The 20,516-nt window shown below is 33.6% G+C and carries 20 protein-coding genes and 1 tRNA gene; 10 read left to right on the forward strand and 11 right to left on the reverse strand.

Translation table 11 applies throughout. The features are described 5' to 3' along the window. Positions 1 to 17: 17 nt before the first annotated feature. A complete protein-coding gene (locus WDZ98_RS07685; protein ID WP_368059599.1) occupies positions 18 to 701 on the reverse strand; it encodes a type 1 glutamine amidotransferase in 684 nt (227 codons plus the stop codon). A 48-nt stretch (positions 702 to 749) separates the two neighbouring features. Between WDZ98_RS07685 and WDZ98_RS07690 the strand changes: the two genes are divergently transcribed. Continuing rightward, positions 750 to 1,127 (forward strand): toprim domain-containing protein, encoded by a 378-nt coding sequence (locus WDZ98_RS07690; RefSeq protein ID WP_368059597.1) that lies wholly within the window; start codon positions 750 to 752, stop codon positions 1,125 to 1,127. 2 nt (positions 1,128 to 1,129) lie between these two features. On the opposite strand, the gene WDZ98_RS07695 is transcribed toward WDZ98_RS07690, so the two are convergent. Both WDZ98_RS07695 and WDZ98_RS07700 read right to left on the reverse strand, forming a co-directional pair. Then, on the reverse strand, positions 1,130 to 2,404 hold the full coding sequence (locus WDZ98_RS07695) for a Glu/Leu/Phe/Val dehydrogenase (RefSeq protein WP_368059595.1): 1,275 nt from the start codon (positions 2,402 to 2,404) through the stop codon (positions 1,130 to 1,132). A 70-nt stretch (positions 2,405 to 2,474) separates the two neighbouring features. Then, positions 2,475 to 2,858, reverse strand: coding sequence for an ArsR/SmtB family transcription factor (locus tag WDZ98_RS07700; RefSeq protein WP_368059593.1), 384 nt, complete (start codon positions 2,856 to 2,858; stop codon positions 2,475 to 2,477). A 110-nt stretch (positions 2,859 to 2,968) separates the two neighbouring features. Between WDZ98_RS07700 and WDZ98_RS07705 the strand changes: the two genes are divergently transcribed. From WDZ98_RS07705 to WDZ98_RS07715, 3 genes are read left to right on the forward strand one after another with little or no spacing between them, the layout of a single operon-like run. Then, the gene (locus WDZ98_RS07705) at positions 2,969 to 3,691 is read left to right on the forward strand and encodes an archaeal proteasome endopeptidase complex subunit alpha (protein ID WP_368059591.1); all 723 of its coding nucleotides are present in this window, start codon (positions 2,969 to 2,971) and stop codon (positions 3,689 to 3,691) included. A 49-nt stretch (positions 3,692 to 3,740) separates the two neighbouring features. Further along, positions 3,741 to 4,430: a class I SAM-dependent methyltransferase gene (locus WDZ98_RS07710; RefSeq protein WP_368059589.1), complete on the forward strand. Its 690-nt coding sequence runs from the start codon at positions 3,741 to 3,743 to the stop codon at positions 4,428 to 4,430. Next, on the forward strand, positions 4,427 to 5,581 hold the full coding sequence (locus tag WDZ98_RS07715) for an MFS transporter (protein ID WP_368059587.1): 1,155 nt from the start codon (positions 4,427 to 4,429) through the stop codon (positions 5,579 to 5,581). The genes WDZ98_RS07710 and WDZ98_RS07715 overlap by 4 nt, the downstream gene beginning before the upstream one ends. On the opposite strand, the gene WDZ98_RS07720 is transcribed toward WDZ98_RS07715, so the two are convergent. Next, complete coding sequence (locus WDZ98_RS07720; protein ID WP_368059585.1) at positions 5,578 to 5,892, reverse strand: P-II family nitrogen regulator; 315 nt, start codon at positions 5,890 to 5,892, stop codon at positions 5,578 to 5,580. The genes WDZ98_RS07715 and WDZ98_RS07720 overlap by 4 nt on opposite strands. 131 nt (positions 5,893 to 6,023) lie before the next feature. Between WDZ98_RS07720 and WDZ98_RS07725 the strand changes: the two genes are divergently transcribed. Continuing rightward, entirely contained in the window at positions 6,024 to 6,368 is a 345-nt protein-coding gene (locus tag WDZ98_RS07725; RefSeq protein ID WP_368059583.1) for a twin-arginine translocase TatA/TatE family subunit, read from the forward strand. Here WDZ98_RS07725 and WDZ98_RS07730 read toward each other — a convergent pair whose 3' ends face one another. Further along, positions 6,369 to 7,142 (reverse strand): site-specific DNA-methyltransferase, encoded by a 774-nt coding sequence (locus tag WDZ98_RS07730; protein WP_368059581.1) that lies wholly within the window; start codon positions 7,140 to 7,142, stop codon positions 6,369 to 6,371. A 94-nt stretch (positions 7,143 to 7,236) separates the two neighbouring features. On the opposite strand from WDZ98_RS07730, the gene WDZ98_RS07735 reads away from it, so the two are divergent. From WDZ98_RS07735 to WDZ98_RS07745, 3 genes are all read left to right on the forward strand, one after another. Then, a complete protein-coding gene (locus WDZ98_RS07735; protein WP_368059579.1) occupies positions 7,237 to 9,747 on the forward strand; it encodes a DEAD/DEAH box helicase in 2,511 nt (836 codons plus the stop codon). A gap of 42 nt (positions 9,748 to 9,789) precedes the next feature. Continuing rightward, positions 9,790 to 10,620, forward strand: a complete 831-nt coding sequence (locus tag WDZ98_RS07740; protein ID WP_368059577.1) for an SDR family oxidoreductase — start codon at positions 9,790 to 9,792, stop codon at positions 10,618 to 10,620. 74 nt (positions 10,621 to 10,694) lie between these two features. After that, positions 10,695 to 12,356 carry a DNA topoisomerase I gene (locus tag WDZ98_RS07745; RefSeq protein ID WP_368059575.1) on the forward strand — a complete coding sequence of 554 codons (1,662 nt, stop codon included), beginning with the start codon at positions 10,695 to 10,697 and terminating at the stop codon, positions 12,354 to 12,356. 2 nt (positions 12,357 to 12,358) lie between these two features. Here the strand turns inward: WDZ98_RS07745 and WDZ98_RS07750 are convergent, their stop codons facing one another. Then, positions 12,359 to 13,948: a hypothetical protein gene (locus WDZ98_RS07750; RefSeq protein WP_368059573.1), complete on the reverse strand. Its 1,590-nt coding sequence runs from the start codon at positions 13,946 to 13,948 to the stop codon at positions 12,359 to 12,361. A gap of 153 nt (positions 13,949 to 14,101) precedes the next feature. On the opposite strand from WDZ98_RS07750, the gene WDZ98_RS07755 reads away from it, so the two are divergent. Then, positions 14,102 to 14,216 (forward strand) — tRNA-Met (locus WDZ98_RS07755). Positions 14,217 to 14,857: 641 nt separating this feature from the next. On the opposite strand, the gene WDZ98_RS07760 is transcribed toward WDZ98_RS07755, so the two are convergent. From WDZ98_RS07760 to pstC, 5 genes are all read right to left on the reverse strand, one after another. Further along, positions 14,858 to 15,739 (reverse strand): Fic family protein, encoded by an 882-nt coding sequence (locus tag WDZ98_RS07760; protein ID WP_368059571.1) that lies wholly within the window; start codon positions 15,737 to 15,739, stop codon positions 14,858 to 14,860. 216 nt (positions 15,740 to 15,955) lie between these two features. Next, positions 15,956 to 16,615, reverse strand: coding sequence for a phosphate uptake regulator PhoU (locus tag WDZ98_RS07765; protein ID WP_368059569.1), 660 nt, complete (start codon positions 16,613 to 16,615; stop codon positions 15,956 to 15,958). After that, complete coding sequence (gene pstB / locus WDZ98_RS07770) at positions 16,615 to 17,361, reverse strand: phosphate ABC transporter ATP-binding protein PstB (RefSeq protein ID WP_368060132.1); 747 nt, start codon at positions 17,359 to 17,361, stop codon at positions 16,615 to 16,617. Before pstB ends, WDZ98_RS07765 begins: the two co-directional genes overlap by 1 nt. Before the next feature lie 86 nt (positions 17,362 to 17,447). Next, entirely contained in the window at positions 17,448 to 18,374 is a 927-nt protein-coding gene (pstA, locus tag WDZ98_RS07775) for a phosphate ABC transporter permease PstA (protein ID WP_368059567.1), read from the reverse strand. After that, on the reverse strand, positions 18,371 to 19,342 hold the full coding sequence (gene pstC / locus WDZ98_RS07780; protein WP_368059565.1) for a phosphate ABC transporter permease subunit PstC: 972 nt from the start codon (positions 19,340 to 19,342) through the stop codon (positions 18,371 to 18,373). The genes pstA and pstC overlap by 4 nt, the downstream gene beginning before the upstream one ends. A gap of 137 nt (positions 19,343 to 19,479) precedes the next feature. Between pstC and WDZ98_RS07785 the strand changes: the two genes are divergently transcribed. Beyond that, a complete protein-coding gene (locus WDZ98_RS07785; RefSeq protein WP_368059563.1) occupies positions 19,480 to 20,502 on the forward strand; it encodes a PhoU domain-containing protein in 1,023 nt (340 codons plus the stop codon). Positions 20,503 to 20,516: the final 14 nt, after the last annotated feature.

Raw genomic sequence — 20,516 nt, forward strand, 5'->3', positions numbered from 1 at the left:
TCTATATTAAACTTTGGTCAAAGATTGAATACCGATTTAAAATTATTGTAAAAAGTATTCATATTTGATTTGACGATTGAGATATTTTCAATAATATCAGAACGAATTTTTTGTGGATCAATGTAAGATATTTTTTCTAATTTTTCTTGAGTGTTATCAAGCCACAAATGTATCATCTCTTCATTTACTTCCAAATGAAATTGTAATCCAATAGCACTTTTGTATTGAAATGCCTGATTAGGATAATGCTCAGATGAGGCCAATCTGACTGCATTTTCAGGTAAATCAAATGTATCTCCATGCCAATGAAATACTGTAAATGGATTGCTAAAACCAGAAAAAAATACAGAGTTATTATTAATTTTCAAATCATTGTAAAAGCCAATTTCTTTTTTAGGTCCAGCATAAACTCTGGCACCAAATGTTTTTGCAATTAACTGAGAGCCCAAACAAATTCCAAGAACAGGCAGATTCTTTTCAACATAATTTTTAATTAATTGTTGTTCTGCTTGAAGATAAGGTAAATTATCATTTGCACTTTCAGGTGCACCTAAAATCACAGCTAGTGAGAAATCTTGATCAGGCAATTTTTCATATTTTGCATTTATTGATTTAATTTTAAATCCATCATTTTGTAAAAGTTCGCCTAAATATCCAGAACCTTCAATTCGAGTGTTTTGTACTAGTAGAACATCGGACATGAATACAATTAACAAAAGTGCTTAATATGTTAAAACAAATATGACAACATGTTAGTTTCTGATCAAGAGATTTGTGAGTTAAAGAATTTTGTTTATCAATTAAACTCTATGAAAAATAGCGTGGTGATTGTAGAAGGAAAACGAGACTCTAACGCATTAAAAAAACTTGGATATTATGGAAAAATTTTAGAATTTCATAAATTTGGTGGAATGAATAATTTTGCAGATTCTGTTGCCAGATATGATAGGCTGATAATTCTTTTTGACAGAGATAGAAAAGGAAGAACGCTAACTAGTAAAACAATTCAACTATTACAAAGAAGGACAAAAGTTGATCTTTCTTTCAAAAGAAAATTACGTTTGATTACAAAGGGAAAAATTATGTTTGTCGAACAGCTAGTCAGTTACGAATCTTATCTAGCCTAAGATTATGGCCAAATGCCTTTTTGATTAAATGCCTCAACAACTCTAGAAACGGCCAAAGCCATAGCAGCCTTTCTCATATCCACCTTGTGTTTCTTTGACATTTCATATGCATCTTTGAATCCTTTTGTGATGTTTTTCTCCATCTTATTTGCAACCTCATCAAATGTCCAATAGTAACCCATGTTGTTTTGTACCCACTCTAAGTATGAAATACATACACCGCCAGAGTTGGCTAAAATATCTGGAATAACTAAAATTTTCTTTTGATAGATAATCGGATCAGCCTCAGGTAGAGTAGGACCGTTTGCAGCTTCTGCAATAATTTTACATTTGAGATTCTTTGCAATCTTTGCATCAATCTGATTCTCCAGAGCTCCTGGAACTAGAATATCACATTTAGTAGTAAGTAGTGCTTCAGTTGAGATTTTTGTACTACCAGGAAATCCAACAACGGAGCCTTTCTTTTCTTTATGAGCTAAAATTGCACTAACTTTTGCACCCTTTGGGATTGAGATAGACCCTTTAGAATCACTAACACCAATTACTTTAGCACCCATCTTTTCAAGATATTCTCCTGCAAACGTTGACGCGTTACCAAACCCTTGTAAAACAACTTTGGCACCTTTCAAACTAAGTTTCAATACTTTGGCAGCTTCTCTTACAGTATATGCTGCTCCTAATCCAGTTGCAACATTTCTTGCAAGTGAACCACCCATAGAAATTGGTTTTCCAGTAATCACACCAGGAGAGTAAACATTTCCATTTAGTTTACTAAATGTATCCATAATCTGTGTCATTTCTCGTCCTGTTGTGTAAACATCAGGAGCTGGAATGTCTTTTCCAGGACCAATAATTTCAGAAATCTTGTATGCAAATCCCCTTGTTAATCGTTCTAGTTCGCCATCACTGATTTTTTCAGTTTTAGGATTAACATAGATGCCACCTTTTCCACCGCCTAATGGAATATCAACAATTGCGCATTTCCAAGTCATCCAAGATGAAAGTGCCATAACTTCACGTTCCATGTATTCAACACCACCTTCTGGATTAAAGTAGCGAATGCCACCTTTGTATGGACCCCTATCATTGTTATGTTGACTTCTAAAACCTGTGAAAATTCTAATTTTACCATTATCCATTTTGACTGGAATTTTTACTCTCAAAACTTTATTTGGCATCGCCAAATATTCACGCAATTCTTTATCCTTAATTCCAAGGATATCACATGCATCGTTTACTTGCTTTGTTGCATTTACAAAAGGATCATTCTTGACCAAGATGTTTTTTCAGAACTGTGCATATTATATTAAGTTTAGTTGTAATTTTCTGATCGCAAATTAAAATAGATTAAAGATAGACTTTGGTGTGATTCATTTTTTTATCTAATTTATCAATTGCTTCATCAAGTGCACCTATGTTAATTTCAAGGAAACTAGACAAGTGAAAAATTGCGCCGTATTTATCGCCAATTTTTGAAATCATGTTATTCTTCTCAAGGACTTTTACATGATGTTGAACCGCCTTGTAATCAAGGTCTAGTTGCTTGGCTAATTGATGAGTGTTATATGGTTGCTCAAGCAGATGAATAATTATTCGTAAACGAGTGAATCCACCTCTTGTACTAGTAAACAGATAAAACAGTAGTTTTCTAGTCTGCTTGTCGGGTTGTCTTTGTTGCAGAGATTGTTTAGATCTAATAATTTCTTTGAATTCTAGTAGTTGATTAGCCATGTTTCCTGAAATAAGACAAGTCAATTTTGCTTAAAACCATATATCCAGATCTCACCCATATCTAAAAGGACAATTACCCTTAAATTGACTTGGCATAAACTCGGTATATCATGATGGCATCACGCGGTTACGATATGACTCCTACTATGTATTCTCCAGACGGCAGAATATACCAAGTAGAATATGCAATAGAGACCGTAAAAAGAGGAACACTAGCCATTGGTGTATGTAGTAAAGAAGGAGTCATCATGGCAGTAGAAGAAAAACCAAGAACATTACAAACAGCTAACGTTACGCAAAAGATTTTCCAAGTTGACTATCACATAGGAGTTGCAGCAGCTGGTTACATTCCAGATGCGCGTGTTCAAGTAGACAATGCAAGATTCTTTTCACAGGGAAATAGAATGACTTATGATGAATCTGTAGAAGTTGCAACAGTAGCTAAACATTTAGCAGACCAAGCTCATCAATTCACCCAATATGGTGGAGTTCGTCCAAATGGCGTCTCTATGATTATTGCAGGAATTGATCAAAAAGGAGAATCAATCTATGTTACTGATCCAAGCGGAACTTATGTACAATTTGCAGCAGTTGCAATAGGTGCAGGTTCTGATGAAGTGAATTCATTTTTGGAAAAACATTACAAAGAAAACATGAGTTTAGAAGATGCGGCATCTCTAGCTATAGCGGCAATCAACATAAAATCAGACATTAAAGAAGGAATCAACCATGTGAAAATGGCAAAGATTACTACAGAATCCAAAGTCTTTGAAAAAGTTTCAGAAACTGATTTACAAGACTATTCTCAAAAAGCATCAAAGTTTGCACCATAATAATTTAGATTTGAAAACTATTCAAACGAGCATATTGAAACGATAGATTATGGGTTTAGGAAGTTATTGGGGGGAAGTAATGGATGTACTTCGCGAAATCATCCCAATTTATGATAAAGTAAATTCCATCATATCATTAGGAAAAGACAAGGAACATAGAATTCGTGGAATTTCACATAGAGTACACCCAGGAAATAAAATTCTGGATGCAGGATCGGGTTTTGGAAACATGTCAAAAACAGCAATGAAGTTAACTGATGGAAAAATTTCAATCACACTTTATGATCCACTTGTACCCATGCTGAAAAATACTGGTACTCATTTTGAAAAAACCCCAGATATGGCAAACGGGGTTTTTGAACACATTCCATTTAGAGATGAAGAATTTGATGCGGTGTTATGTGGTTATTCATTAAGGGATGCAATCAATTTACGAATTGCAATTTCGGAGATTCACAGAGTGTTAAAAAAAGATGGAAGATTTGTGATTGTGGATTTAGGAAAACCAGATGAGGTGTTTTTTAGAGCAGGGGTTTCATTTTATCTAAGATGTATTTTACCCATTCTCGCATTTGCAGCAGGTGGAAGGTTAGGGTTAAAATTCGGAACACTGTATGGGACATACAAAAGATGGCCAAAAAATAAAAAACTAGAAGAACTGATATTAGAAAAGTTTTCAAGAGTTGAATTTGAGAAAGATCTTATGGGCGGAGCAATAATGGTTGCCGCATACAAATGAATAGAGTTCTGATACTAGTCAATATCACAGGTTTAATCATAGGAATTTCATATGGATTACATGGACCAATTCTTCCAGTATTTGCAAAAAATATTATCGGTGCAACATATTCTGATCTTGGACTAATTGGATTAGCAAATTTTATTCCGTACATGTTCATTCCGCTTTTTGTAGGAATTCTTCTTGATAGGATCAACAACGGATATTTACTTGCATTAGGTGCTGCAGTTAATTCTGCATCAATATACCTACTATCAATTGCTCAATCAGTACCAGAAATAATGGGATTCAGAATAATTACAGGTGTAGCTCATGCATTTTTTTGGCCACCATGTGAGTCCATCATATCCAATGAAAGCTCGGAGAAAAATAGAGTCAGAAACATCTCCTTGTTTACAATGTTTTTTGTCATAGGATTTATGGTAGGACCACTACTCGGTACAGTCTTTTTAGAAGGATTTGACATCACATACAGAATTTTATTCCAAATCGCTGCATTCATTCTTGCAGCAGCAATTATTTTTGCACTCCTAGCCTCAAGAAAAAATGTAAAAAATCACTACGAACGATTTTCATTTTCATCAATCAAGGAAATGAAACGATTTCCCGAAGTCATAGTATTGTTGGTTTTTTGTACGTCATCTTTTGGCATAATTTTAACAATTTATCCAGCATTTCTCAACGATAGTGGAATTAGTGCTGAAGACATTTTGTTGTTGTATTTTGTTTTTGGAATATCGCGAGTTGTATCCCTTGCATTGGTTGGAAAGCTTGCTAGGAAAACCAGTCAAACTTTGATTGCGGCAACTGTCGCAATATCAATAGGATTAGCGATATCACTGATGGCGGATTCGATTATTACTTTTGGTATTGCCTTGATTCTAATGGGATTTGGATTTAGCATATTCTTTCCATTAACATTAGAAATAATTTTGAGTAAAACACGAAAGGGAATTTCAGGGAAAATTATAGGAGCATATGAAACAATTTTTGGCATGGGTTGGGCAATAGGACCAACCATAGGAGGGCCGATCACACAGTCATTTGGAAATGAAACACCGTATTTGGTATTTTGTGTGATAGGTATTGGAGTGACAATATTTGCAATAATGTCTAGAAAGAAACTAGAGCCACAAAGAATCCTAAATTAGATAGATGTGGTTCCACGTTTTTTGGTGCAGATATCAAGTGCATCATCAATTGTTGTAACAAAGACTTTACCATCACCTTTAGTTCCAGTGCAAGCAACATTTGCAATAGCTTTCAATATATCATCTAGTTTAGGATCATCAACTACACAGATGATCATTTCTTTACTAAGATATTGACCAACTAGTGGCGGATCTTCAGCACCTTGACCTTGAACGGAGTGAATTGTTACACCACCAACCCCAATCTTTTTGATTGCAGCTACAACAAGATCCCTTGATTCTGGTTGAATTATTGCTTCAATTTTCTTCATAAATTAAGACCATCTTGAAATTCTTTAAATCAATGAGTATATTCTCATACTTGATATTCAATAATGAAATCTATTATCTAGGCATGTAAATAGAACATTACGTTTAATTTCAATTTAAAGAATACCAGATCATGTTGAATTATCCATTAAATGTGGGAGGAAGTGAATGGATGATTATAATTTTTGTTGCATTGGTTTTGATTTTAGGAACAGGAAAACTTCCAGGAGCTGCAAGAAAAATGGGACAAGCAGTCAATGAATACAACAAAGCAAAAAATGAAATTCAAAATCAGATGAAAGAAGTGACAGAAGAAACACCAAAAATTTCTGGTCCTGTTGGAACAGAGCGAGAAAAATTAGAAACTATTGCAAAATCAATTGGAGTAAAAATTGATGAAAAAACAGATGATGAATTAAGAGAAAACATATCTACAAAAATAGGTCAGAAAAAAACAGAAGAATCTGAGAATAAATGATTATTTGGATTTGATCCTGTACGTATTTGTATCAAGTCGTTTTTTAGCAAATTTGTAGTAATCTGGAACTATTTCAAAACCAAGAAATTTTCTTTGGAGCGATTTACTAACTACTGCGACCTGTCCTGAACCAAGAAATGGATCAAATACAATATCATTTTTTTTGCTAGAATATTCTAATAGTTTTTCAATTATTTCAGAAGGAAGTTTGGTAGGTGTTTTTTCATCACCTGTCCAATATTCACGTTTAATATCCCACACATTTTCTTTGTCTTTGTAGTGAAGACTTCGTCCATCTTTTGTTTTTTCATCTTTTTTGAACCTAGAAAATGGAAAAAACTTTCGTTTCTGATCATTTTTACAAACATAAAGACAATGGTAATGAGAAGTGACAAATTTCTTTTTAGTAACCACACCGAATTGATACTTCCAAATTATGTGGTTAATTGTGATAAAACCCACATCATCAAGAGCACGTAGAATATCTTTGAGGTTATTCCATCCTGAAAACACATACATGCTTCCAGAGTCTTTTAGAATCCGAAATGATTCATTCATCCATGCAAGTGTAAAATCATAATAATCCTTAGATTGGATTTCATTATACCCGGATAATACACGAGACGAAGTTCTGTTATAATTTGCTTTTTTGGCTTTGAAATTAATTGCAAATGGAGGATCAGTAATGATTAGATCAATTTTGTTTTTAGGAATAGAACTCATCCCTTCAATACAGTTTTGATTGTAAATTTTGTTAATTTCGATTTCTTTCATTTTTAAATTCAAGACAAATTCCTAGCTTAATAATGTGATTGGTTAGAACAACAACTAAACAATAAATCACCAAGTTATTCTAATCATATAGATCTTGAAATTCTCATGTCCAAAATGTAAATCAAAAATAGAAATTCAAAAAACATTTAACAAAAAAATGCATGTTTCATGTGAGAAATGCGGTATTGAAGATCTTTTAGAATTTACAAAAAATCCTGATGAAGTATTTTTAGAATTTCTTTCTAGATATGATAAAGGGTTAGTTACTGAAAAAGGACTTTCTGAGGGACTAAAAGAAGAAGGCATTGTGAGAGGAGAAAACGAGATTAAAGAGATGATTGGAAATAATAAACCAGATAAAATTACCGAGGAAATTCTATTTTCAAAAAAAGACTATGTGTCTCAATACAAAGTTTTGAAGAATCCTGAGCCTAAAATGGGATGTAGTGTTGAAGATTTAGGATTAGATGAATCAATCTCGGAGCATCTCAAAGAATTGGGAATAAAGCAATTTTACAAATTTCAGGAAGAAACAATTCAAGAGATCATATTTGGAGAAAATGTTGTGATTGAAGCACCTACAGCATCTGGCAAAACAGAAGCATTTTTGATTCCAGTGATTCAAAGAATAAAAAAAGAGGCCAATGACGGAAATGTTTTTGCAATTTTCATTTATCCTACAAAAGCACTAGCACGAGATCAACATCCAAAAATTCAAAAATTTGCGGAAAAGATTGGAATTAACATCAAAGTTTTTGATGGAGATACAAAGATAGAGGAACGAAGAGAGATCATTGAAAAACCGCCTCAAATTATAATTACGAATTTTGATGTTTTGCATTATCACATGTGGCATCAAACAAAATTTGCATCAATATTAACATCAGCGAGAATTCTAGTTGTGGATGAAGCTCATGTGTATTCAGGCATTTTTGGATCAAATGTACATTATATTATTAAAAGACTGAAAAGAATTTGTAGTAATAAAATACAATTTGTTGCAGCATCAGCCACATTAGAAGATGCCAAAGAATTTTGCCAAAATCTTTTTGGGGAAAAAATGCAAGTTATTCGTGGTTCAGGTAAAAAAGGTCTAACAGATTTTGTAATGCTATTTCCATCACTGAGGACACAAAGAAAACTCATGGTTGAACTAACAAAGAAAATGACTGAAAAAAAACACAAAACAATGGTGTTTAACAATTCACATCTAAATTCAGAATTATTAGCAATTCAAGCAAAAAAGCAAAAAGTCAACATTAAGGTTCACAGAGCAGGGTTAATGGCGAACTACAGAGCGTCAGTTGAAAAACAATTCAAAGACAACAGTTTGACTGCAATATCATGTACTCCAACGCTTGAATTAGGCATAGATGTAGGGAATGTTGATTGTGTAATATCATCTACCATCCCAGTAAACAGACTAATTCAGAGAATTGGCAGAGCCGCAAGAAAAGGTCAGAGAGGGTATGCATTTTTAGCATTAGGAAATGATCCAATCTCACAATACTACAAGAATCACCCTGATGATTATTTTGAAGATATTGAAAAAACATACATCGATCCGAAAAACCCGTTTGTAGAAGAGTTTCAAGTTCTAGCAATGGCATGTGACAGACCAATATCAAAACACGAATTAAAAGAACATCAAGAAGTGATAGAACATCACATAATCAAAGAAAATATCACACTATTCAATAACAGAATAATTCCTAACTTTGATAAAATTAATTCTATACTAAATGACTATAGTATCAGAGGAATCGGAAAATCAATCGACATTTTCTTATCAGACCAAAAAGTAGGAGACAGAGTATTGCCAATAGCATTAGAAGAATTGCACAAAGACGCAATCTATTTTTTGGCAGGTATTCGTTACAGAGTTAAAGAATTTGATTATCCTAAAAAGAATTATGCAAAAATAGAAAAAATTCCAAGAGATTATCCATATTATACAAAATCACTTACAGAAGAATGGCCCACCATTGAAACAGTTTTTGAGAAAAGAATTGCAAATGGAATAGAAGTTGCATTTTGTAAATTACATATTCAAAAGAAAGTGTATGGTTATGTCAACATAGAATTAGGTCAAGAGATTACACAAGGTGAAAAGATACTACTTGACATTCCATTAGAGTATGATTTTGTTACTAAAGGAATTGTTTTTCATGCCCCAAGACCGCTGACGGTTATAGAGACATCAGAAGATGAAGCATATGCAGAAGCCAGCGGATATCATGCGACAGAACACGTAGTAATTGAAGGAAGCAACATGATAACAGGCGGAGTTTCTCAAGATTTAGGAGGCATATCCCTTGGGACTTCAGGCTTGATTTTCATTTATGATGGGGCAATTGGAGGCAGCGGTGCAAGTAAGGCCCTCTATGACAGATTTGAGAAAGCACTAGAGAGAAGCATGTACATTGTAAAAGAATGCCCTTGTCAAAACGAATCAGGATGTCCCAGATGCACATTTTCATATAGATGTGGTAACAATAATGAATTTCTTCACAAATTATCAGCATTAGAAATTCTTCAGAGAATCAATAGTGGTGAAAAAACAGAATTGGTTGACCCTACAGAAGGCGATAGACCTCTTGTATGATTAATCAAAATGGGATAAATATAACAAAAATACAACATCATTATGGAAAAAGTTGCTCTTGTGACAGGTAGTTCTTCAGGAATTGGATTAGAAACTGCACTAGCACTTGCAAGAGACGGATACAAAACTTTTGCAAGTATGAGAGATACAAAAAAATCTGGAGAATTAGAACACGCTGCAAAAAAAGAAAACATGACAATCAAAGTTATAGAATTAGATGTGGATGATGAAAAATCAATTATCTCAGCAATCAAAAAAATAATGTCAGATAGTCAAAGAATAGATGTACTTGTTAACAATGCAGGATATATGCAATTTGGATGTACAGAAGACGTATCAATAAAAGATTTTAAAAAACAATTTGAAACTAATTTCTTTAGCATTGTAAGAATTATTCAAGAAATATCTCCAATAATGAGAAAACAGCAATCAGGAATTATCGTGAATATCAGTTCAGTTGTTGGCAGGATGGGTCTTCCAGGATCTTCAGCATATATCAGTTCAAAATTTGCTCTAGAAGGTCTAACTGAATGTTTAAGATATGAATTAGGCCAGTTTGGAATCAAAACTACTTTAATTGAGCCAGGTGTTGTCAAGACAAACTTTTTGAATTCAACCAAAGTTCCAAAATTAAATACAGATCAGAAGTATGAGAAATTAACACAGCATATTCTATCAGGTCTTAACATGATGTCAGAGCTGGGAACGCCACCATCTCAAGTAGCAGATGTTGTGATCAAGGTAATTCATGACAAAGAGATTCTACCACGTTATGTAGTAGGAACTGATGCAGTCATGTTTTTAGAGGCAAAAAAGACCAAAACAGACATAGAATTTGAGAAATACATGAGTAAAGAGCTATTTCCAAGCTGATTGAATACTACGTTAAATTGATATACAGATAGAATAGAGTTTTCATCAAAGTCCTCAATTTTAAAGTGAAAAAAATGAAATGGAAAACACTACAACATAATGGAATCTTATTTCCTCCAGCGTATGAGGCTCAGGGAATTAAGATAAAGATCAAAGGAGAGACTGTAAATCTCGATCTAAATCAAGAAGAAATGGTGTATCAATGGGCAAAAAAGAAAGACACACCATATGTACAAGACAAAGTTTTTCAGAAAAATTTTACGACAGATTTTGCTAAAACTCTAGATACAAAATTTAAAAAAATATCATATGAAGATATTGATTTTTCTCAAGCTTACAAAATAATCGACAAAGAAAAAGATCTCAAAGAGATGATGTCAAAAGAAGATAAGAAATCCATTGCTGCAAAAAGAAAAGAATTACGTGAGAAACTAAAAGCCAAATTTGGAGTTGCCATTATGGATGGAAATCAAGTCGAAGTTGGAAATTACATGGCTGAACCACCAGGAATATTCATTGGTAGAGGAGAGCATCCGCTTAGAGGAAGATGGAAACCACCGGTAACGCCAAAGGATGTTACGCTGAATCTTGGAAAAGATGCTAAAGTTCCTGAAGGAAAATGGGGCAAGATTATTCATGATAACGAATCTATGTGGTTAGCTAGTTGGATGGACTATCTTACACAAAAAAGAAAATATGTTTGGCTGGCAGATACAGCAGGATTAAAACAAGACAGAGACAAGGAAAAATATGAAAAAGCAGTAAAGCTTGCAAAAGAAATTGACAAAATCAAAGACAAAATTGTCAAAGACATGAAAAGCACAGATCCAAAAATTAGCAGAATTGCTACAGCTTGTTATTTAATTTACAGAACTGCAATGAGAGTAGGAGATGAAAAGGATCCTGACGAGGCAGATACAGTTGGTGCTACAACTCTCAGAAAGGAACACATCAAAATTACACCAAATTCAATAGAATTTGATTTTCTTGGTAAAGATAGTGTAAGATGGCAAGAAACTGTAAAAGCTGAAGGCCACGATAAACAGTTCCATGAAAATCTCAAGAACCTCGTGGAAAAGAAAAAACCTAAAGATGAGATTTTTGATGACATTACTTCAAGACATGTTAACGTGTATTATTCCAGTATTGTCAAAGGCTTGACTGCGAAGGTATTCAGAACATATCTTGCTACCACAGTTGTCAGAAATTATCTCATTGAGCATGACAATATGAAAGGAAAGACAGCAAATGAGAAACTATATCATGCAAAATTGGCAAACTTGGAGGCTGCCATGATGTGTAATCATAAAAGAACAATCCCTAAGACCTTCGAGCAGGCATTAGACAAGAAAAGAGACACACTCAAAAAAATAGAAAAAGAAAAGCCATGGGAAAAAACCCAAGCAGATCTTAAAAAAACAGAAGCAATACAACCAAAAACTGATGCTCAGAAGAAAAGCAAAGAAAAAAGAATCAAGACATTAAATGAGCAGATCAAAAAACAAAAGGCAAAACAAAAAGAGAGATCAGAGAAATTACAACTACAAATAGATCTATCAGAGAAAACTAAGGACTATAACATTGGAACATCTTTAAGAAATTACATAGACCCACGAGTTTTCAAAGCTTGGACAGAAGAGGTTGGTGTGGAGTGGGAAAAACTATACACATCAGCATTACAAAAGAAATTCCTTTGGGTCAAAAATGAAAATATTGATTGGAATAGTATAAAGTAATTTTATCTAAAATCCGGTCCCCAAGTATCTCTTTGTTTTTCTTTCCAATTTAATGAAGATTCTGTCTTTGCGTGAGAAACATCAGATAATGCATCATATTTCGGATCAAATGGGTTGTAACCTTGGCATTCAAAATAGAATTCATCAGTTAACGCAAATCCTTTGTAAAAGCTCTCCTCTCCATCATGTTCTGTTCTTACTATGTAATCTACAACACGACATTTTGTATAATCAAAACCACGAACAACATCATCACCATATGCTAAAATCAGATTCACATCAAATAGCTTAACTTGTGAAGAGACACCAGTTACTTTTGGTCCAGACTCGCGAGTTTGATCAACTGTGTGATATAGTAATGGAGTAACGCCAGGAACCCCCACAAGTGTAAATGTTGGATTTGCCCTTGCAATTAGATTACCTTGGTAGAATTCAGGAAAATCTACAACTTCAGTGCCGCTATCAAAATCAAAAGTAGCAATCATGTGAGGACCAGTGCCCATATTGTAGGAATTTGTTGTGTAAATATTGTTCATCTTAGATAATCTAGATTCTTTGGCATCAGATAGTTTATCAAAAACAGGGTTAACTGGAGTCAGACCAGAACAGACAACATCAAGAATTTCAGCAGTAGCAAATCCTCGCTTTCCAGTATAGCCTTCCTCGTGATCCCTTAGAGTCAGTATATCATATCCACTCACTATACAATCTTTAAAATCAAGGCCTCGTAGTGTTTCTTGAGAATTTGTAAATTCTACAGACACATCAAAGTCTTCGTTGAAAGTAGATGCCATGCCAGAAACTTTTTGAGATTTATCAATTGCGTTATCTATCAAAGGATGAGGTAAAACTGCAGTAATTATCTGAAAGCTAGGACCAGCGTCATTAGCCTCATTAAATCCTGAAGTTAACGTAAAAATCACAGACTCTATTTTTTCAGAACCATGATCAAATTCAAATGTAAGAAAAGTACGAACATCCTCGGCAAGTGTGAAAGGTAATGAGCCATAATCGGTAAAACTACGTGACATGGAATTCAAATCAGAGTTATCATAGTCTAAATTAATTCCAACTCCACCGCATCTAAATTGTATACTATTAACAATTACAAACCCGGTATCAGGTGCTAAATAGGACTCATAGTCATCTGTAAGAGTCGATACACTGTATCCAGAAATTTCACAGTTATCATATGTGAATGATTTTAGAATATTTTCATTTTGAACTACATTAACATCAACGTCAAAATATCGATAATTATACTCAAAGCTATTACCTCCAGTTAAAGTAGACATTCTATAGAGATATGCTTCATCTAATGCCTTGTGTAAATGAGGATTATTTCCCACAACACCTTCAACTTCAAAACTAGATCCAATGTTAGATACAATATCTGAAGTGGTGGAAAAAACAGGAAAATTCACAGTTTCAACACCATTCCTAAAATGAAAAGTAACTTCATTGTGTATACCTGCTACAAAATTATATTCTTCAGCATATACTGTGTTTAGCATTCCTTGAGACAACATTACAAGTACTGACAATGTGACAATAGATGCCAAAATAGAAAATTTTTGAAAACTTTTTGTCATTGTCAACAAAATATCAAAAATCAAGATAAGCTGTGAGAATGCATTGCAATGCACCGCACAGAGTGATTGTATTTTTGAGGTAAATCTGAGTTGCAAACTCATCAAATATCTTGTAGAATCATTTAATTTCCCAAATTTTCAGGCATATATTATGCCGGGGTAGCTCAGCCTGGTTAGAGTGCCAGTTCAATTGGTAATCTCTAACGGTTCTCCAACTAAGGCAATACTCATAATCTGGAGGTCGCGAGTTCAAAACTCGCCCCCGGCACACATTATTTACTAAAATCAAAATCTAATGTCATTATTCTAGGTTCAAAATTGTGCCAAACTATGCCATTTTTGGACAATATTTTCAAAATCATTCATTTGCTGCATCAAACGATGGGCACTTACAACTATCTCTATTCCCACAATAACAACAAATGCAATTACAGTAAGATATTACATTGTCACAACCCAAACACAATTCACGTGATTCTGGATTACTCACCAGAATCACCAAATTTTGGCATGTGCTCTTTACAATAACATTTCAGTTCGGCACATTCGCGCATTCCATCAACGTAATCACTTAGGATGACCTTTTTTGTCTCGCAGAAACAAACATCCGCCGGTTCTGTACATTTGATACAATAGCTCATAATTATAGTATAGTACTAGATAATAATATAGTATATTGTTAGAAATCTATATATTTGTTTAGTTATTACTTGTTTAATTAAAAATATGATTAAAACAGTTTAATGAAGATAATAAAGAAGCGTTGTCTTTTTACCCACTGTATTTTCAAACTATAACAATAAAATTATAATTTACAGCTCCCCTACATCTATAAAATTTCAATATCTTGTTCTGAAAGAGATTTTACTCTTCGTTGGCAAAAGAGGTCTTCAGGCATAGATTTAACATTTAGAGATAGTCTTTGCAAGTTTTGAAGTATCGTTTCATGAACCATTGCAAAAAGGGCAAATCATCGTCTTTAGTTTGTGACTTTTCAAGTGCATTATAGTATGAGCGCCTATCATTGTAATTAATGTCAAGTAATGGATAATCAAATTTGTTTAGGACATGATTCATCATTAGTCTTGTAGTTCTACCATTTCCATCGCCAAATGGGTGGATGGTGACAAATTTCAAATGCACAAGAGCCGCAAGCTCAACTGGATTTAGTTTCTTTTTATTTGTATTATACCACTTGAAGAATCCATCAACTAAAAATTTCACAGCAGTATGTGGTGGCGGAGTGAATTTGCTTTGTCCAATCCCTACATTATACTCTCGAAGTTTTCCTGCAATGTCCGATTTTGTTTGCTCAAATAATTTTTTGTGCCATTTTTTGACTACATTTAAAGACAGATCCTCTTTTTGTTTTATTACTTCTAGAAATAATTTTTGATGCATCTCAGTTTCTTTAATGTCTCTATAAGGTCGATTTAATGGTGTAAGACCATCTTCTAAAAGAAATACAGTGTCTTTTAGAGTTAAAGTAGAACCTTCAATTCGTTGTGTATTATACGTGAATTTAACAGAAAAATCCTTTAGATTTTTTTCTTTTATTGATAATGGGATTTTGTTTTGTTCTTTTTTGTAGTTTTGATGGATTCTTTCAAGATCTGGAAGCCATTCTTCTCTTTCTATCTCTAAGGCAAAATTCTTTTTCCGATCCTCAATGTCTTCTGGAATTATTTTTCCTAGATATTCTTCTCGTTGTTTTCGTTTACCTTTTTTTGAATCATGGTACAGGTAGTAATAGTCTTGATTTCCTTTTCTTCGTTTTATCATAGTTACCATAAACAGTATTACCCAGGAAATTATTTAAAAATTACTATTTTTATAAAATCTTCCTTGGTAAGTATATACACTTAGAAATAAGGCTAATTCCCCAGGAAATATTGGAAAAAACAAGAATTTATTGAAAAATTCCTGTCTAATCTATTCACATCGAATTCTTTATTTAGTCAAAATGAAAAATGGGCTAATTTTGTGGGTGAAAATAGTAGATGAAATCTAAGAAGGTTTTATGTGATCTGCGATTCTTTTTTCACTGGGTTTGTGTTTGCCTGTAACGATATAGTTTATAGCATCACTCATGAATACTGCATGATCCCCAATTCTTTCAAGATATCGTAAAAGTAAAGCTTCAGCTAGCGCACATTTAGTGTTATTTGATTGAATTAATTGAGGTAATCTTTCCTTGTAAATTTTATCTATGAATGCCTCATCTTCTTGAATTTTTACAGCTTTTCTAACATCTAGTTCTGCAAAAGAAAGAACAGCTTCTTTTATCATGTGTTTTACTTTCTTTGTGATTTCAATTATGGATTCATTTGTACATTCAGAAATATCTCCAAACAGATCTCTTACCTGAGTTATATCATAAGCATATCTTCCAAATCTTGAAAACGCATAAGATATTTCAGTTGAGGAGCGAATCATTCTAAAATCATCTGCAACTGGTTGATATTTTAACAACATATCAAAAATCAAATCTTCAACTTCAAAATACTTGTTACGAATTGAATCAGATAACTCATAAACTTCATGGGTAGTATTTTTCCCTTCAAGATACGAGTCAACTGCTAATGAAATACATTCGATTGCCATATCTCCCATCTCAGCCATGGTTTGAGATAGCTTTTCAAGTGACGGATCAATTAATCTAGTCATTATCCAAATTGTCCCTGAACATATTTTGCAGTTAATTCATTTTTCGGATCAGTGAATAGTTTCTTTGTCTCTCTAAACTCAATTAGTTCTCCCAGATACATAAATCCAGTATAATCTGAAACTCTAACTGCTTGTTGCATATTGTGTGTAACAATAATTATCGTGTACTCTTTTTTTAGTTCTGTAATTGTTTCTTCAATTTTTTGAGTTGCGATAGGATCAAGAGCAGATGCAGGCTCATCCATCAATAAAACTTCAGGTTGAATTGCCAAGGCTCTAGCAATACAAAGTCTCTGTTGTTGACCACCAGACAATTCAATTGCAGACTTTTTCAAATCATTTTTCACTTCATCCCACAAATATGCCATTTTAAGTGAATCCTCTACAATTTCATTTAGAATTGTTTTATCTCTTACTCCGTTTAGTTTCAAACCTGCAACAACATTATCATAAATAGACATTGTTGGGAATGGATTTGGTTTTTGAAAAACCATTCCAACTTTTCTTCTGTGATAAATTGGGTCTATAGCCTTATCATAAAGATCAATGTCATCAATCATTACTTTACCCTCAACTTTAGCATTTTTTGTCATGTCATGCATCCTGTTAAGACATCTGAGAAATGTTGTTTTCCCACAACCAGAAGGTCCAATTAAAGCAGTAACAGATTTTTCTGGAAACTTCATTGTAACATTTTTCACACCAACAGTGGTGCCATAATAGACAGAGACATTTTCTGCAACCATCTTGAATTTTTTTACAGCATCAGATGTAAAAGAGTGTGGATCAGAATCAACCGTAGCAGTAATTTTCTGAGGAGAGATAGTCATGGTCATTTTTTATTCATTACCCCTTGTTTAATTAATCTCCCCATTATTCCATTTCCTGTTTTATTGGCAAAGTAATATCTAACACCCAAATTGATTCCAAGAATAATTATGATTAAGACTAATGCAGATCCCCAACCTTGCAATTGTGCACTGTCATAAGGCAATAAAGACAACCTCCAGATTCTTAGTGGTAATGCATCCATCGGTACATCCATACTACTGAAAAATTGACTGCTTCCAAGAATAGTCATTATCAGTGGAGCAGTTTCACCACCAATTCTTGAAACAGATAGTAGAATTCCCGTAATCATCCCACTTTTTGCCGCTGAAATCACAATTCTAAATGTTATAATCCATTTTTTTAATCCCAAAGCAGTGCCGGCCTCCCGATAAGTTATTGGAACCATTTTCAAAGATTCCTCAGTAGTTCTAGCAACAATAGGAAACATGATTAAAGATAACGCAAATGCGCCTGCCCAGACAGAAAAATGACCGAGAATTAGTACAATTACCAAAAATGCAAATATTCCAAGGACGATAGATGGAAATTCCATAAACACATCATTGAAGAATCTAATAAATCGTGCCAATTTGTTATCGCCATATTCAGACAAGTATATTCCAGACATTACACCTATTGGAACACCAATCAAACTGGCAAGTCCAATTATTATCAAAGTACCTTGAATGGCAGGCCCTATTCCTCCTTCGCCAGAACCAATAGAACCAGGAGTTGCTGTCAAAAATTCATAACTTATGGCAGATATTCCGTTTTTGAATACTTCAACTAGAATACTGCCCAATGGAATAATTGCAATAATTACACATGCAAAAACAATAATTCTAACTATTTTGTCTACTAAAAGACGATTCTTTACATTTTGTTTGAAAAGAGTTCTGTATTCCTGTCTTCGTTCGTTAGTGGTCAATTGTTAATTGCACCCTCCTTTACTTTCATCATTTTAGTTACTAGAAGATGAGCTATAACATTAATCACAATTGCAATTAATAAAAGAACCAAAGCTACTCCAATTAATGCAGGAAGATGTAACGATGCTGGTGAGGCTTCAACGAATTCATTTGCAATTATACTAGACATTGTTTGACTTGGTTTGAATAACGATGAAGGAATTGCAGCAATGCCTGTTGCATTTCCAATTAACATTGTTACTGCCATAGTTTCACCAACTGCTCTGCCAAGACCAAGAATGGATGCACCAATCAATCCAGTTTTAGAATATGGAAACACAGCAATCTTAAACATTTCCCATTTTGTTGCACCTAACATGTATGCAGCTTCTTTTTGTTGTTGAGGAACTGCTTTCATTACTTCACGAGATACTGCTGAAACTGTTGGGATGATCATGATAGCTAAAATCACACTTGCAGTTATAATATCAAGACCAAATGGTGTTCCTGAAAATAAAAATATCGAGTCACCAAATAAATCATGTAATGGTTGTTCCACCCAATCCTTAAAGTAAAGTCGAAAAACCAAAAGACCCCAAAGGCCATAAATTACACTTGGAACAGCTGCTAAAAGTTCAACTAGAAATCCTAATGGGGCACCTATTTTTGGAGGAGCATCTGAAATGAACATTGCAATTCCAATACTTAGTGGGACACCGATTAGCATTGCAAGTGATGCAGTAACTAGTGTACCAAAAATATATGGTAATGCACCGAAAGATTCACGGCCCTCAACGGCATTCCAATCAGTGCCAACGATAAATGATAATCCTTCTTCTTCCCATACCGGGTATGATTCAGTAGCTAATTGAAAGACCAACAAGGCAATCATTACTAAAACAAACGTTCCTGCGATTGTAGCGCCTACCTTGAAAATTTTATCTGATAAAATATTCTGTTTTTTATATGCTACATCGTTTTTCTTCACACAATTCCAACAATATTGACACATTATCTAAAAAATGATCATAAATTATGTAGAGTATGAAATAAACGTAGAACTATATAGATTATGTTCAGAAGCAGTATATTGGAAAAAAATCAATTATCACACAGTCATAAACCATGTCAGAGATAAAACAGATTAGGCGATTACAGCTAACTGGTGGATCTACGTATATTGTATCGCTGCCAAAGACATGGATTGATGAACTACAACTAAAGAAAAATTCCAACATAACGTTGGTAAAGAATCGTAATGATTCAATCACACTATTTCAAGAAGAGCAAACCAAAAAGAACAACGCCCTAGCAACAATTGGAAAAAATGATTCAAAGGAATCAATTAGAAGAAAGATAATTGCAATGTATCTTTCAGGATATAAAACCATAGAGATAAGAACAAAAGGGATTGAAATTCCAAGTGCACATAAAAGTGCAATTAGAGATTTAGTAAGAACCACACTAATGGGAACTGAGATTGTTGAATCAAGTGCAGAAAAAATAACATTACAAATTCTAACTCAACTTGCACAATTATCATTTACTGTTGCATTGAAAAGAATGTACACAACTGCTAAAAATATGCATCAGGAAGCTATTGAGGCATTAAATGAATTAAATTTAGAACATGCCGAAGAGATTATCAAAATGGATGACGAGGTAGATAGATTCAGCCTCTATTTACTAAGAAATTTAAATCTAGCATTAGAAAATGTTCAAGTTCTACTAGATTCTGGACTCGAAAAACCATCTGATTGTCTTGGTTATAGAACAGTAGTAAAATGTGTAGAAAGAATTGCAGATCATGCAGGACTTATTGCTAAAAAAATAAAATATCTAAAATCACCAATAGATAAAAAAATTCTAAAAGAAATAGAACACATCAGTATAGAATCACTTGTTGTTTTTGAAAATTCAATTACAGCACTTTCCAAAAGGGATTACCTGATGGCAGAAAATGTTGCAGCAAGCGTAAGTAAAGTCATAGAAATAGAAAAAAAACTAATGGATTCACTTAAACCCGGTGAAGATACAGGCATAATAAAATTAATTTTAGAAGACATTAGAAGAACTGCAGAATACTCAAGAGACATATCTGAGATTGTGATAGATGAAACCGTGCAAAACGTTATCGAAGAATCTTAAAAAAAAATAAAAAA

The sequence above is a fragment of the Candidatus Nitrosopumilus sp. genome, from assembly GCF_040878665.1.
In the GTDB taxonomy this organism is placed as follows: Archaea; Thermoproteota; Nitrososphaeria; order Nitrososphaerales; family Nitrosopumilaceae; genus Nitrosopumilus.

Excerpts from the sequence above, each read along its gene's own strand:
- WDZ98_RS07745 (WP_368059575.1), top strand. The coding sequence starts at position 10,695 with ATGAAATGGAAAACACTACAACATAATGGAATCTTATTTCCTCCAGCG.
- WDZ98_RS07690 (WP_368059597.1), top strand. The coding sequence starts at position 750 with ATGTTAGTTTCTGATCAAGAGATTTGTGAGTTAAAGAATTTTGTTTAT.
- WDZ98_RS07710 (WP_368059589.1), top strand. The coding sequence starts at position 3,741 with ATGGGTTTAGGAAGTTATTGGGGGGAAGTAATGGATGTACTTCGCGAA.
- WDZ98_RS07740 (WP_368059577.1), top strand. The coding sequence starts at position 9,790 with ATGGAAAAAGTTGCTCTTGTGACAGGTAGTTCTTCAGGAATTGGATTA.
- pstB (WP_368060132.1), bottom strand. The coding sequence starts at position 17,361 with ATGGTTGCAGAAAATGTCTCTGTCTATTATGGCACCACTGTTGGTGTG.
- WDZ98_RS07760 (WP_368059571.1), bottom strand. The coding sequence starts at position 15,739 with ATGGTAACTATGATAAAACGAAGAAAAGGAAATCAAGACTATTACTAC.
- WDZ98_RS07685 (WP_368059599.1), bottom strand. The coding sequence starts at position 701 with ATGTCCGATGTTCTACTAGTACAAAACACTCGAATTGAAGGTTCTGGA.
- WDZ98_RS07785 (WP_368059563.1), top strand. The coding sequence starts at position 19,480 with ATGTCAGAGATAAAACAGATTAGGCGATTACAGCTAACTGGTGGATCT.
- WDZ98_RS07720 (WP_368059585.1), bottom strand. The coding sequence starts at position 5,892 with ATGAAGAAAATTGAAGCAATAATTCAACCAGAATCAAGGGATCTTGTT.
- WDZ98_RS07700 (WP_368059593.1), bottom strand. The coding sequence starts at position 2,858 with ATGGCTAATCAACTACTAGAATTCAAAGAAATTATTAGATCTAAACAA.
- WDZ98_RS07725 (WP_368059583.1), top strand. The coding sequence starts at position 6,024 with ATGTTGAATTATCCATTAAATGTGGGAGGAAGTGAATGGATGATTATA.
- WDZ98_RS07730 (WP_368059581.1), bottom strand. The coding sequence starts at position 7,142 with ATGAAAGAAATCGAAATTAACAAAATTTACAATCAAAACTGTATTGAA.
- WDZ98_RS07715 (WP_368059587.1), top strand. The coding sequence starts at position 4,427 with ATGAATAGAGTTCTGATACTAGTCAATATCACAGGTTTAATCATAGGA.
- WDZ98_RS07750 (WP_368059573.1), bottom strand. The coding sequence starts at position 13,948 with ATGACAAAAAGTTTTCAAAAATTTTCTATTTTGGCATCTATTGTCACA.
- WDZ98_RS07705 (WP_368059591.1), top strand. The coding sequence starts at position 2,969 with ATGATGGCATCACGCGGTTACGATATGACTCCTACTATGTATTCTCCA.
- WDZ98_RS07765 (WP_368059569.1), bottom strand. The coding sequence starts at position 16,615 with ATGACTAGATTAATTGATCCGTCACTTGAAAAGCTATCTCAAACCATG.